This window comes from Sphingosinithalassobacter sp. CS137 (assembly GCF_014334115.1).
Classification (GTDB): domain Bacteria; phylum Pseudomonadota; class Alphaproteobacteria; order Sphingomonadales; family Sphingomonadaceae; genus Sphingomonas.
Window position 1 is genome coordinate 2,935,149 of sequence record NZ_CP060494.1, and the last position, 12,774, is coordinate 2,947,922.

General features: G+C 66.6%; 14 protein-coding genes and 1 riboswitch. Of the genes, 8 read left to right on the plus strand and 6 right to left on the minus strand.

Annotated elements, in window-relative coordinates:
* Positions 1-2 precede the first annotated feature (2 nt).
* The gene (gene cpaB, locus H7V21_RS14415) at positions 3-1,079 is read right to left on the minus strand and encodes a Flp pilus assembly protein CpaB (protein ID WP_188054396.1); all 1,077 of its coding nucleotides are present in this window, start codon (positions 1,077-1,079) and stop codon (positions 3-5) included.
* A 56-nt stretch (positions 1,080-1,135) separates the two neighbouring features.
* Complete coding sequence (locus tag H7V21_RS14420) at positions 1,136-1,606, minus strand: prepilin peptidase (RefSeq protein WP_188054397.1); 471 nt, start codon at positions 1,604-1,606, stop codon at positions 1,136-1,138.
* Between the two features lie 49 nt (positions 1,607-1,655).
* Here H7V21_RS14420 and H7V21_RS14425 point away from each other — a divergent pair, with 49 nt between their 5' ends.
* Together H7V21_RS14425 and H7V21_RS14430 are read left to right on the plus strand one after the other, a co-directional pair.
* The gene (locus H7V21_RS14425; RefSeq protein ID WP_188054398.1) at positions 1,656-2,603 is read left to right on the plus strand and encodes an alpha/beta fold hydrolase; all 948 of its coding nucleotides are present in this window, start codon (positions 1,656-1,658) and stop codon (positions 2,601-2,603) included.
* The gene (locus H7V21_RS14430; protein WP_262503899.1) at positions 2,600-3,679 is read left to right on the plus strand and encodes an NAD(P)/FAD-dependent oxidoreductase; all 1,080 of its coding nucleotides are present in this window, start codon (positions 2,600-2,602) and stop codon (positions 3,677-3,679) included. Before H7V21_RS14425 ends, H7V21_RS14430 begins: the two co-directional genes overlap by 4 nt.
* Positions 3,680-3,766: 87 nt before the next feature.
* Here the strand turns inward: H7V21_RS14430 and rnhA are convergent, their stop codons facing one another.
* From rnhA to ispH, 3 genes are read right to left on the minus strand one after another with little or no spacing between them, the layout of a single operon-like run.
* Entirely contained in the window at positions 3,767-4,210 is a 444-nt protein-coding gene (gene rnhA / locus H7V21_RS14435) for a ribonuclease HI (protein ID WP_188054399.1), read from the minus strand.
* Positions 4,207-5,163, minus strand: a complete 957-nt coding sequence (thrB, locus tag H7V21_RS14440; protein WP_188054400.1) for a homoserine kinase — start codon at positions 5,161-5,163, stop codon at positions 4,207-4,209. The genes rnhA and thrB overlap by 4 nt, the downstream gene beginning before the upstream one ends.
* A complete protein-coding gene (ispH, locus tag H7V21_RS14445; RefSeq protein WP_188054401.1) occupies positions 5,163-6,116 on the minus strand; it encodes a 4-hydroxy-3-methylbut-2-enyl diphosphate reductase in 954 nt (317 codons plus the stop codon). The genes thrB and ispH overlap by 1 nt, the downstream gene beginning before the upstream one ends.
* 124 nt (positions 6,117-6,240) lie before the next feature.
* Here ispH and H7V21_RS14450 point away from each other — a divergent pair, with 124 nt between their 5' ends.
* The 6 genes from H7V21_RS14450 (at position 6,241) to H7V21_RS14475 (ending at position 12,183) form a co-directional block, all read left to right on the plus strand.
* Positions 6,241-6,879 (plus strand): hypothetical protein, encoded by a 639-nt coding sequence (locus H7V21_RS14450; protein WP_188054402.1) that lies wholly within the window; start codon positions 6,241-6,243, stop codon positions 6,877-6,879.
* Positions 6,880-6,946: 67 nt separating this feature from the next.
* Positions 6,947-7,047: riboswitch (glycine riboswitch) on the plus strand.
* A gap of 215 nt (positions 7,048-7,262) precedes the next feature.
* Positions 7,263-8,414, plus strand: a complete 1,152-nt coding sequence (gene gcvT / locus H7V21_RS14455) for a glycine cleavage system aminomethyltransferase GcvT (RefSeq protein ID WP_188056581.1) — start codon at positions 7,263-7,265, stop codon at positions 8,412-8,414.
* A 4-nt stretch (positions 8,415-8,418) separates the two neighbouring features.
* A complete protein-coding gene (gene gcvH / locus H7V21_RS14460) occupies positions 8,419-8,790 on the plus strand; it encodes a glycine cleavage system protein GcvH (protein ID WP_188054403.1) in 372 nt (123 codons plus the stop codon).
* Between the two features lie 117 nt (positions 8,791-8,907).
* Positions 8,908-10,266, plus strand: coding sequence for an aminomethyl-transferring glycine dehydrogenase subunit GcvPA (gcvPA, locus tag H7V21_RS14465; RefSeq protein WP_188054404.1), 1,359 nt, complete (start codon positions 8,908-8,910; stop codon positions 10,264-10,266).
* Entirely contained in the window at positions 10,263-11,831 is a 1,569-nt protein-coding gene (gene gcvPB, locus H7V21_RS14470) for an aminomethyl-transferring glycine dehydrogenase subunit GcvPB (RefSeq protein WP_188054405.1), read from the plus strand. The genes gcvPA and gcvPB overlap by 4 nt, the downstream gene beginning before the upstream one ends.
* 91 nt (positions 11,832-11,922) lie before the next feature.
* The gene (locus H7V21_RS14475) at positions 11,923-12,183 is read left to right on the plus strand and encodes a hypothetical protein (RefSeq protein WP_188054406.1); all 261 of its coding nucleotides are present in this window, start codon (positions 11,923-11,925) and stop codon (positions 12,181-12,183) included.
* Between the two features lie 83 nt (positions 12,184-12,266).
* Here the strand turns inward: H7V21_RS14475 and H7V21_RS14480 are convergent, their stop codons facing one another.
* A complete protein-coding gene (locus H7V21_RS14480; RefSeq protein WP_188054407.1) occupies positions 12,267-12,743 on the minus strand; it encodes a methyltransferase family protein in 477 nt (158 codons plus the stop codon).
* Positions 12,744-12,774 lie beyond the last annotated feature (31 nt).

Below are 12,774 nucleotides of genomic sequence, written 5' to 3' on the forward strand. Positions count from 1 at the left end.
GTCTAGTTGTTCCTTCCGGAGGAAGCATTCGGCATTCCGAGCGGCACCACCGTCACGTCGTTGCCGCGCGCCACGCGGACCGTGGGTCCCAGGTCGACGCCGTTCGGAACCGGAGGCGGCTGGTTGCCCGGCATGACGAAGCCGGGCGGCGGCGCGGAAAGCGGCGGAGCGCCATTGTTTTCGGCAGGGCGGCCCGGCACGGTGCTGCGCTGGAAGCGCGAGACGTCGGCACCGGTGGAGAAGCTGGAGCGCCCCTCGATCGGCCGGGTGCGGGCCCGCTCGAGCATCGCGCGCTCGGCGGCGGGATCGTCGCCTTCGGGAACCGAGACCGCACCGGTGGCAATCGCTTCCTCGAGCTCGGTAGATGAATCGGCAAGCGAACGCAGCGAGAGCGAGATGTCGCCGATCTCCTGCGCCACCGAGATCTGCTCCGCGATCGAGGGAGTCGCCTCCACGGTGACGGTCGAATAGGTGCTGACGACCGTGCGGCCTTCTTCGTCGGTCTGGCGGTCGGTCTGCTGGTCGGTCGCCAGCACGCGCAGGTTGCGCAGTACGGTTTCGGAGACCTTGAGCGGCGGACCGTCGCCGCCGCCTTCGATATTCTGGGTGAGGATCAGGTCCACGCGATCGCCGGGAAAGACGAACCCCGCGACTGCGTTCTGCGCCTGCACCGGCACGGTGACGGCGCGCATCCCCGGACCGAGCGCGGCGGCCAGGAAGCCACGGTCGCCGGGCTTCACGAGCGCGCCCTGCGTGATCGGCTGGCCCGCCGGAATGGCGAAGCGGACGACCGTGCCCTGAAGCGAATTCAGATCGGTCTCGGCCTTCAGATAATAGGCGCCTTCGACCAGCTCCTCGGGCCAGGCGACGAACTTCAGCGCGCCGGGATCGAGGATCGTGCCGACCGGCAGCGCGCGCTGCGCCACCAGCACTTCCACGGCGGGCGCGACTTCGCCGGTGCCCGGAGCGGCGCCCGCGACGGGGGCAGGCGTGCCCACCATCAGGCTGCGCGCCATGAACGCCGTGATCGCCGCGACGATCAGCGCGCCCACGAGAAGTATCAGCTTCCTAGCATCCATGACGCATCAAGGCCTTTTCCTGAAATCGACGGGCCGGGTTGATCCGGCATTAAACATCACCCGAACTGGTTAAAAATCGGTTCGCGAAGCACCAGCAGCGTCGCGATCGCGATTGCGACCCCATAGGGAATTTCCAGTGTCTTCCGTGTCTTCCGCAGCGCCTTCTCCAGCACGAGCAGCAGTGTGAGCGCGCCGCCGATCAGCGACATCAGCACGAGCATCCACAGCAGCGGCTGGACCGGCAGCCACAGCGCCAGCGCGCCGATAAGCTTCACGTCGCCACCACCCATCTGGCCCAGCGCAAAGGCGCCGGCGAAGAAGGCGAAGACGGCCAGGGCGACTCCGATCTGGATCGCCACTTCCGGCCAAAGCGCGAGACCGTTCGCCATCCACCAGAGCGGCGCCATCAACGCGATGGCCGCGTTCTTCCAATTGGCGATCTGGCGGATTCGCACGTCCTCGATCCCGGCCGAGACCAGGAGCAGCCCGAGCGCCACGAGCATCACGGTGGCGAGCACATCCCCCATCGCGCCAAATGCCTAGACGGAGTGGCTTTCCAAAAAGTAACCACGCGGGATGACGGATGCTTCTTTCGATCGCCGCGCCATTCCGAATGGCGCCCGCGTAACCCGCTGGCCCGCGGCGGACGGCTGGGAACTGCGTGCTTTCGCATGGCCGGCCGAGAGCTCACAGCCGCGTGGCTCGATTCTCTTTCTCACCGGGCGTGGCGATCTGTTCGAGAAATATCTCGAGACTTTCGAGCACTGGCATCGCCAGGGATGGACGGTCACGTCCTTCGACTGGCGCGGCCAGGGCGGATCGGGCCGACTCACCGATCACCCGAATTGCGGGCATATCGACGATTTCGACCATTTCATCGCCGATTTCGAAACCTTCGCGAAGGAATGGCAGGCGGCGACACCGGGACCGCATGTGGTGATGGGTCATTCGATGGGCGGGCATCTGCTGCTCCGCGGGCTCGTCGAAGGCATCATCCGGCCCGACGCGGCCGTGCTGATCGCGCCGATGCTGGGGGTGCGGAGCATCGTCCCGCCGTTCCTGGCCGAGCGGGTGGCAAAACTGCTGGGCGGAGTCGGCAATTCGGCGCGCCCGGCGTGGAAGGGCAATGAAAAGCCGCACACCACCGAGACGCGCGAACAGCTGCTGACGCACGACCGCACGCGCTATGAGGACGAGCTGTTCTGGCAACAGTCCGATTCGGCGCTTCTCACCGGCCCGCCGAGCTGGCGTTGGGTGATCGAGGCGTTTCGTTCGATGCGCGAGCTGCGCCGGAACCCGAAGCTGAAGGAAATGCGTGTGCCGGTGCTCGGCCTTGTCGCGGATGCCGATCAGCTGGTCGACGCAAAAGCCGCGCACACGACGCTCGCGAAGCTGCCGGACGCGCGGGTGGTGCGGTTCGGCAAGGAGAGCGCGCACGAAATCCTGCGCGAAGTCGACAAGGTGCGCAATCGCGCGATCGGCGAAATCGATCTGTTCCTCTCGGCACGAGCCCAGCAGCGTTGATCCGAACCGACGTCGCGATCGTCGGCGCCGGAATCGCCGGCGCCAGCCTGGCGGCGGAACTGGTGCCGCACGCGCGGGTGCTGCTGCTGGAGGCGGAGGATCGGCCGGGCTATCACGCGACCGGGCGTTCGGCGGCCTATTGGTCCGAAACCTATGGCGGGCCGCATGTCCAGCCGCTGACGACCGCCTCGGGGCCATTCCTGCGCGAGCATGTCGAGGCACTGGGATCGCTGCACATTGCCCGCGCGGACGAAGGCGCCGCAGTGGACGCATTTCTCGCCGAGTTCGACGGCAGCGGCGTTGCGCTGGAATCAGTCGATCCGCGCACGCGCGTTCCGGGGCTGCGCGATGGCTGGTCGCTGGGCGTGTGGGAGCCGAGCTGCAACTATATCGACGTCGCCGGGCTCCACGCGGCCTTTCTGAAGACCGCGCGGCAGGCAGGCGCCGAGCTTCGGCTGTCGTCCGGGCTAGAAGCGGCGCGACGCGTGGACGGACGCTGGCTACTGCAAAGCCGGAGCGGCGATATCGAGGCGGAGGTGCTGGTGAACGCGGCCGGCGCCTGGGCCGATCCGGTCGCGCGGATCGCCGGCGCGGCGCCGCTCGGCATCACCGCCTATCGCCGCACCATGGTGCAGCTACGCACCGATCCTGCGCCGCCGCCCGATCTGCCGCATGTCGCGCATCTCACCGGTAGTTTCTATTTCAAGCCCGAGGCGGGCGGGCGGCTGTGGCTGAGCCCGCACGACGAAATCGAGACTCCGCCGGTCGATGCCGCACCCGAGGAGATCGACGTGGCGACGGCGATCGATCGGTTCGAGCACGCCGTTGACTGGCGCGTGTCGGCGCTGGAGCACAAATGGGCGGGGCTGCGCAGCTTTGCGCCCGATCGGCTGCCCGTTTATGGCTTCGATGCGAAAATACCGGGCTTTTTCTGGTGCGCGGGACAGGGCGGGTTCGGTATCCAGACCGCGCCCGCCGCAGCGAAGCTGGCGGCGGCGCTGCTGCTGGGGCGCACCCCGGAAGCGGCGGTGGCGGGCATCGATCCGGGGGTCTATTCGCCGCGGCGGTTCGGCTAGGGCGCGAGCGGGGCGGCCGAAGCCGTCGATCCGACAGTCGTCATCGCGGAGGGTGCTGTCGCCGGCGAGGGCCGAAACGGGTTGCGCCTATCGTGCGGCAAGCGCGGCGTCGCTCGCCAGCTTGTCGGCGCGCTCGTTGTCGGGATGGCCGGCATGCCCCTTGACCCATTCCCACTGGATCTGATGCGGGCGAGCGGCGGCAAGCAGCTCCTGCCACAGATCGGCGTTCTTCACCGGCTGCTTCGATGCGGTTTTCCAGCCGTTGCGCTGCCAGCCGTGAATCCACTTGGTGAGCCCGTCCATGACATATTTGCTGTCGGTGGAGAGCGTCACCCGGCACGGCTTCTTCAGTGCCTTCAGCCCCTCGATCGCGGCCATCAGCTCCATGCGGTTGTTGGTGGTGTGTGCCTCGCCACCCGAGAGTTCCTTCTCGGTCCCGTTGGCGCGCAGCACGACGCCCCAGCCGCCGCGCCCGGGATTGCCCTTGCACGCGCCGTCGGTCGCGATCTCGACATGGGGAAGCGTGGTCACAGGAACAGCGTCTCGCCGGCATCGGCGTAGAAGCGATAGCGGTTCCAACAGGCGAGCGGATCCTTGCGCGTGACCAGCGCATCGGCCGGCGTGTTCAGCCAGTCCCAGGCGCGGGTCAGAAAGAAGCGGATCGCGGCGCCGGCCGCGAGCACGGGCATCGCCTTGCGCTCGGCAGGAGTAAGGCCGTGGCTGTCGGCATAGCCGGTCATCAGCGCTTCGCCGATTTCGGCGGCATAGCGCGTTCCCGCAGCGTCGAATGCCCAGGCGCCATGCATCACGGCCAGGTCATAGGCCCGGACTTCGGTGCACGCGAAGTAGAAGTCGATCAGTCCCGTGACTCGATCGCCGAGCATGAGGACGTTATCGGGGAACAGGTCAGCATGGATCGCCGCCCGGTCGAGCTCATGCGGCCAGCGCGCCAGCACTTCGTCCACCGCCGCTCCCGCCGCCGCATAGAGCCCCGGCGCGATGGCATCGAGATCGCGACCGCAGCGTTCGAAGAGCGGCTTCCAAGCCGCCGGGCCGAGACTGTTCGGGCGCTCGCCGGAAAAATCGGTCAGCGCGCGGTGCATCCTTCCCATCGCGCGCGCCGCCGCCTGTGCCTGCGCCGGGGTGGGGTGCGAAACCGAAACGCCGGAAAGAAACTGAATGAGGCACGCCGGGCGGCCTTCCAGCTCGTGGATTACCCGGCCGTTGCGGTCGGGCACCGCCGGCGGCACCGGCAGGTCGCGATCGGCGAGATGATCGAGCAGCGCCATGAAGAAGGGCAGGTCTTCCGCCGATACGCGCTTTTCGTAGAGCGTCAGGATGAAGCGGCTCCTGGTCGTGTCGACCAGATAGTTGGAGTTCTCGACTCCCTCGGCGATCCCCTTGGCGGAGACGAGATCGCCCACGTCGAAGCCGCTCAGGAAGCGCGCGAGCGCTTCGGCCGAAACCTGCGTATAGACGGCCACTAGGCGGCTTCGAGACCGCGCGGCAGCTTGAACGCCACCTTTTCCTCGACCAGCTCGACCTCGCGCTCGGTCACGGCGAAGCGCGTGGCGAGATGATCGATCACTTCGCGGACGAGGATCTCCGGCGCCGAAGCGCCCGCCGTGATGCCGACGGTGCGGACGCCGTCGAACCAGTCGAAATCGATCTCTGTGGCGCGCTGGATCAGCGTCGCGCAAGTGCCGTTGCGCACCGCGACCTCGACGAGCCGCTTCGAATTGGACGAATTCGGGGCGCCGATCACGAGCATGAGATCGACCGCCTCCGCGATCGCCTTCACCGCTCCCTGGCGGTTCGACGTCGCATAGCAGATGTCGTCGGCGCCAGGCGCGAGGATCGTCGGGAAGCGTTCGCGCAGCTTGGCGAGAACGGCGGCGGTATCGTCGACCGAAAGCGTCGTCTGCGTCAGGAAGGCGAGATTGTCCGGATCGGCCACCGTGACCTGCTCGGCGTCCTCGACGGTTTCGACGAGCGTCATCGATCCTTCGGGAACCTGGCCGAACGTACCGACCACTTCGGGGTGGCCGGCGTGGCCGATGAACAGGATATGCCGCCCCTGGTTCACCAGCCGCTCGGCCTGGCGGTGCACTTTGGAAACCAGCGGGCAAGTGGCGTCGAGATAGGAGAGGCCGCGCTCGGCTGCCTTGGCCGGCACTGCCTTGGGCACTCCGTGCGCGGAGAAGACCACCGGCACGTCATCGGGAACCTGATCGAGTTCGGCGACGAAGATCGCCCCCTTCGCCTTCAGCGTGTCGACCACATATTTGTTGTGGACGATCTCGTGCCGGACATAGACCGGCGCGCCATATTTCTCGATCGCGAGTTCGACGATGCGGATGGCGCGATCGACGCCGGCACAGAAGCCGCGCGGCGCCGCGATCAGCAGGTCGAGGGCGGGTTTGAAGTGATCGGTCATCTGGGGCGGCCTCTACGCGATTGCTTGCACGGGCGAAAGGCGGTTCCTATGGTGCGCTCCGTATCCGGGCCGGTCAGCGTTTCGCTTGAGCGGCCCGTTCCTTTGTCGAAAGGTGGTCTGTCCCGTGCCGCTTCGCAAGTTCGCCGCACCCGTTCTTCTCCTCGCGCTCGCCACGGGCTGCACGCGTGCGGGCGACATCGCCGAAGGCGGAATCGCCGCAGTGCGGTCCGCTTGCCCGACGGTGGGCGTGCCTGCCGGCACCGGCGACATCACATTGTTCGACCCCGCCGACAGCCGCGAAGCGAGCGCGATCGACGTCACTGCGGTGATCACCAACGTCCAATCGACGTGCACCCAGGCCGGCGACCAGATCGTCACCGAAGTGACCTTCGACGTGCTCGGCCGGCGAAGCGAAGCGACGGGCGCACGCACCGTGACTCTGCCCTATTTCGTCACCATCGTGCGCGGCGGGACTTCGGTTGTCGCCAAGCGCGTCGATCAAGTCACCCTGAATTTCGCGCCGGGCGAGATCCGCGCGTCCTCGACGGGGCGGGGAACCACCACGATCGGCCGTGCCGCCGCGACGCTGCCGGACGACGTTCGGGACCGGCTGACGGAGCGCCGCCGCCCCGGCGAAGAACAGGCTGCGATCGATCCGCTCACCGATCCCTCGGTGCGCCAAGCGGTGCTTTCCGCGACGTTCGAGACGCTCGTCGGATTCCAGCTCACCGACGAGCAGCTACGCTATAACGCGACGCGCTGAACCGCGGCGCGATTGACTCGATCGCTGCGGCGCGCCAATCAGGACGCGTCGAGGGTGGGCAACCACTCAGGCACGCGCGGGAGAGTGTGGCAGGCGAGCGATCGTCCGACACCGCCGAAGGAGCAACCGCCCCGGAATCTCTCAGGCAGACCGGACCGCGCGGCGCATGACACTCTGGAAAGCGAGCCCGGTTTCGGCCCGGCTCCACCGAAGGGGTAAGCCGCGGGGGGAACCGCGGCGAAAGCTCTCAGGTTCCGTGACAGAGGGGGTGATGGAAGGGCCGGCAACGGCGGGACCATCGCGACCAACTGCATCGGAGCCGATTCATGAGCCGAGAAGTCCACAACGGTCCTACCGACGATTATCAGGCACGCGGCACCGAGATGTCCGGTGCTCCCGAGGGCGGCGAGGATGTCGGCCCCGCGACGCTGCCGCTCAATGCGTGGCATCGCGGCCGGGGCGGGCGGATGGTCCCGTTCGCGGGCTATTCGATGCCGGTTCAGTACGAAGGCATCATGGCCGAGCATCTGTGGGTACGCGAGCACGCGGGCCTGTTTGACGTCAGCCATATGGGGCAGCTGCTCTTCACCGGCGATGCGGTCGACGCGGCGCTCGAAACGCTGCTGCCGGGCGAGCTCAAGGCGCTCGGCGAAGGCCGGATGCGCTATTCGCTGCTGCTTGCGGAAAACGGCGGCATTCACGACGATCTGATGATCACGCGCCTGCCGGCCGAGAACCCGTTCGGCGAGCCGGGCTTCTACATGGTCGTGAACGGGGCGACCAAGTGGGACGATCTCGGCGTGTTGCGCGACGGGCTGCCCGACGCAGTCACGATCAACCACATGGAAGAGCGCGCGCTGCTCGCGCTGCAGGGGCCGAAGGCGGTCACCGCGCTGGCGCGGCTGGTGTCCGGCGTCGAGGAACTGGTTTTCATGACGGCCGGTGCGTTCGGCTGGAACGGAGCGGCGCTCTGGATCAGCCGCTCCGGCTATACCGGCGAAGACGGTTTCGAGATTTCGGTTCCGGCGGATCGAGTGGAGGCGCTGGCCGAGGCGTTGTGCGCCGAGCCGGAAGTGGAGCCGATCGGGCTGGGCGCGCGCGATTCGCTACGGCTCGAAGCCGGGCTGCCGCTCTATGGCCACGACCTTGACGACGATACGACGCCGATCGCTGCCGATCTCGGCTTCGCGCTGTCGAAGCGTCGGCGCGAGGAAGGCGGCTTCCCCGGCGCCGAACGGATCCTGCGAGAGCGCGAAGAGGGGCCGATTGCGAAGCGGGTCGGGCTGATCGTCGAGGGGCGCCAGCCGGTGCGCGAAGGTGCGATGGTGGTCGACGCCGACGGCGCCGAAGTGGGCAAGGTGACGTCGGGCGGGTTCGCCCCCAGCGTTCAGAAGCCGATCGCCATGGCCTATGTCCCCGCCGCTCTCGCAGAGCCGGGAACGCAGATCACGCTTGCCCAGCGCGGCAAGATCCACCGGGCGGAGGTCGTGCCGATGCCCTTCGTCCCCCACCGTTATGTCCGCAAGAAAGGCTGATGCGATGAGCCGCTATTACACCCAGGAACATGAGTGGATCGAAGTCGAGAACCAGGTCGCGACGGTTGGCATCACCGATTATGCGCAGCACCAGCTCGGTGACATCGTCTTCGTCGAAGTGCCCGATGCCGGCCGCGAGTTCGCCAAAGGCGACGAAGCCGCAGTGGTGGAGAGCGTGAAGGCGGCGAGCGACGTGTACTCCCCGGTCTCCGGAACGGTCACCGAAGGCAATGCCGCGTTGGCCGACGATCCCAGCCTGGTCAATTCGGACCCCGAAGGCGCGGGATGGTTCTTCAAGCTGAACCTGATGCACCCCAGCCAGCTGAGCGAACTGATGGACGAGGCGGCGTACAAGGAATTCGTCGCGGGGCTTTGAGCGCTCCTCCCCGCTGGCGGGTGGGGCCGGGGCGACGGTGTGCGCTCCCTTGCTGCCTTTGCGATCGTGTAATGGGCGACAGACTCCTTCCCGCGCGGGAGGGGAGAAGGAAATCGAATGCGCTATCTACCCCTTACCGACGGCGACCGGCAGGCGATGCTCGCCCGTGTCGGCGCCGCTTCGATCGACGAGCTCTTCATCGACGTGCCCGAGCATGCGCGCCTGAGCGGGCCGATCGAGGGCCTGCCGAACCGTGCGAGCGAAATCGCCGTCGAGCGGCACCTTTCGAAGCTGGCGGCAAAGAATCTCGCGGCCGGCGACGCGCCCTTCTTCCTCGGTGCCGGCGCCTATCGCCACCATGTTCCTGCGAGCGTCGATCACCTGATCCAGCGCGGCGAGTTCCTGACGAGCTATACGCCCTACCAGCCGGAAATCGCGCAGGGCACTCTGCAGATGCTGTTCGAGTTCCAGACTCAGGTCGCGCGCCTTTTCGGCTGCGACGTGGCGAACGCATCCATGTACGACGGATCGACGGCTTGCTGGGAAGCGATCGGCATGGCGCGCCGCGTGACGAAGCGCGGCAAGGCGATTCTCTCGTCGGGCCTCCATCCGCACTACGTCTCGGTCTGCGAGACAATGGCGAAGTTCACTGGCGACATGTTGGAGACAGCCGCGCCGGAATTGGCCGCACGGTCGGACATCGAATCGCTGATCGATCGGATCGACGACGATACCTCCTGCGTGGTGGTGCAATATCCTGACATTCTGGGCCGCATCGGCGACCTTTCCGCGCTTGCCGATGCCTGCCACGCCAAAAAGGCGCTGCTGGTGGCGGTGGTCACCGAGCCGGTCGCGCTGGGGGCGCTTACGTCGCCCGGCGAGATGGGTGCGGACATCGTCGTAGGCGAGGGCCAGTCGATCGGCGTCGGCCTGCAATTCGGCGGACCCTATGTCGGTCTGTTCGCGTGTTCGGAGAAGCTGGTGCGGCAGATGCCGGGACGGCTCACCGGCGAGACGGTGGACGCGGAGGGCAAGCGCGGCTTCGTGCTGACGCTCTCGACGCGCGAGCAGCACATTCGGCGCGAGAAGGCGACGTCGAACATCTGCACCAGCTCGGTGCTCTGCGCGCTCGCCTGGACGGCGCACATGACGCTGCTGGGCGAAAAGGGACTGCGGCAGCTTGCGGCGGCGAACCATGCGCGCGCCTGTTCGGCGGCGGATCGGCTCGCGAAGGTGCGCGGTGTCGAGTTGGTGAACGATTCCTTCTTCAACGAATTCACGGTGAAGCTCCCGCGCGAAGCACGACCGGTGGTGCGCGCGCTCGCCGACCGCGGGATTCTTGCCGGTGTGTCGCTGGGCAGGCTCTTCCCGGAGACCAAAGCGCTGGCGAACGGGCTGGTCGTCGCCGTTACCGAAACCGTGACCTACGAGGACATCGAGGCGCTCGCGAGCGGCCTCCAGGAGGTACTGGCATGACGATCAACCAGAGCGGCTGGAAGCCGACCATGGGTGAGGCGGGCGCGCCTGACGGTGAGACTTTCACCGGCAATCGGGCGCTGATGCTCGAGGAGCCGCTGATCTTCGAGATCGGGGGCGCCGACACCACGGGCGTCGACATCGATCCTCCGGCCGCGCATGAGAGCCGGCTGGGGGGGCTGGAGCGGCGTTCGGAGATCGGTCTGCCGGGGCTGTCGGAGCCGGAGACGGTGCGCCATTATACGCGCCTCAGCCGCCAGAACTATGCGATCGACCTGGGCCTGTTCCCGCTGGGTTCGTGCACGATGAAGCATAATCCGCGGCTCAACGAGCGGCTGGCGCGGCTGCCGGGCTTTGCCGATGTTCATCCGCTTGCCCCGATCGATACTGTTCAGGGCGCGCTCGAACTCATTCATGAACTGGCGCACTGGCTCGTGACGCTTACCGGCATGCACTCGGTGGCGATGAGCCCGAAGGCAGGCGCGCATGGCGAATTGTGCGGCATCCTCGCGATCCGCGCGGCGCTTGATGCGCGGGGCGACAGCCGCAAGGTGATCCTCGTGCCTGAAAGCGCGCACGGGACGAATCCGGCGACGGCCGCGTTCGCGGGCTTCACGGTCGAGGATATTCCCGCGACTGCCGAGGGGCGCGTCGACCTGAAAGCGCTGGAGGCGCGGCTCGGGCCCGATGTCGCGGGCGTGATGATCACCAATCCGAACACCTGCGGATTGTTCGAGCGCGACATGAAGGCGATTTCCGACGCGGTGCATGCTGCAGGCGGGTTCGTCTATTGCGACGGTGCCAATTTCAACGCGATCGTCGGTCGGGTGCGGCCGGGCGATCTCGGCATCGACGCGATGCATATCAATCTGCACAAGACCTTTTCCACGCCGCACGGCGGTGGCGGACCAGGCTCCGGGCCGGTCGTGTTCTCCGAGGCGCTGTCACCCTACGCGCCGCTGCCCTTCGTGGAGAAGGCCGCCGACGGCAGTTTCCGGATCGTCGAGGAAGAGACGGCCGAGGAGCATCACGGCGACAGCTTCGGCCGGATGACGGCTTTCCACGGCCAGATGGGAATGTTCACCCGAGCGCTTTCCTACATCCTCAGTCACGGCGCCGATGGTCTGCGCCAAGTGGCCGAGGATGCGGTGCTCAACGCCAATTATGTCCTCCGCAGCCTGGAAGACGTGCTCGAGGCACCGTTCGGCGGCAGTGGCCCGTGCATGCACGAAGCGCTGTTCTCCGACGCGGGCCTGGCCGATGGCTTCACGACGCTCGACATCGCCAAGGCACTGATCGACGAAGGCTATCACCCTATGACCATGTACTTCCCGCTGGTGGTGCATGGCGCGATGCTGGTGGAGCCGACCGAAACCGAATCGCGAGCCGCGCTGGATCAGTTCATCGGGGCGCTTCGGTCGGTAGCCGAACGGGCCAAATCCGGCGACGAACGTCTCAAGTCGGCGCCGCATTTTGCGCCGCGCCGGCGGCTCGACGAGACCTTGGCTGCACGCAAGCCGGTACTGGTATGGAAAGAACTGCCGGTCGCTGACGCCGCGGAATAGGATGGCGGACTTTCCACTGCGACACGGAGCCGTTGATTTCACTTTCAGAAGCTGTATGTCTCAAGGGTCCAAAGGGGCAAGGGAGAAGAAAATGCGTTTGTTCAAATCCATCGCGGCTGCGACGTCCGTCGCCCTGATGGCAGCTCCGGCAGTTGCCGGCGCCAACTCGGCCGCTTCGCTTTCGGTCACGTCGCAGGTGCGCGCTTCGTCGTCCGCCGACTCCGCGAGCGACCAGTTCGGCGGTGAGGGTGCGATCTACACCGTTGCGATTGTCGCTGCTGCAGGTGCGATCGGCTATCTGTTCCTCGACGAAGTCGTATTCGACGACGAAGACGAACCCGACAGCCCGTAATCTGTCGGCGCACAAGATGCGTTTGGAAGGCAGCGACTGGTCACGGTCGCTGCCTTTTCTTGTTTGAAGGGCGATTGCCCGCGTTAGAACCAGCGGCGAACGACGCTGCGATAGGCGCGATACGCGTCGCCGAATCGGCGCTCCATATAGGCTTCCTCAGGCTCGATTACCTTGGTCTGGATCACCAGCACCACCGGGATCAGCAGCAGCAGCGCGATCAGGCTGTCGAGCATGAGCGCGATACCCGCATAGGCAAGCGCCATGCCCAGGTACATGGGGTTGCGCGTCCAGCGATAGACGCCCTCGGTGACGAGCGCCGACGAGGACTTCCACGGCTTCATCTCCGTACCGGCCTTGCGGAAGAGGCCGCTCGCCGTGAGCAGAATCGCAAAGCCGCCGATCATGAGAAAGGCGCCGATCGGATAGGTCAGATCGCTGTCGAGCGGGACGGGCGGCCGCCCCACTGCAGCGCCGAATGCAAGTCCGAGCAGCAGCGCGCCCAGATAGACGAGCGGCGGCGGGAAGCGTATTCCCGCGCTGTCATGATCAATGTCCCTCATGCGACCTCCTCCCGCCTAGCGACGGCACGAT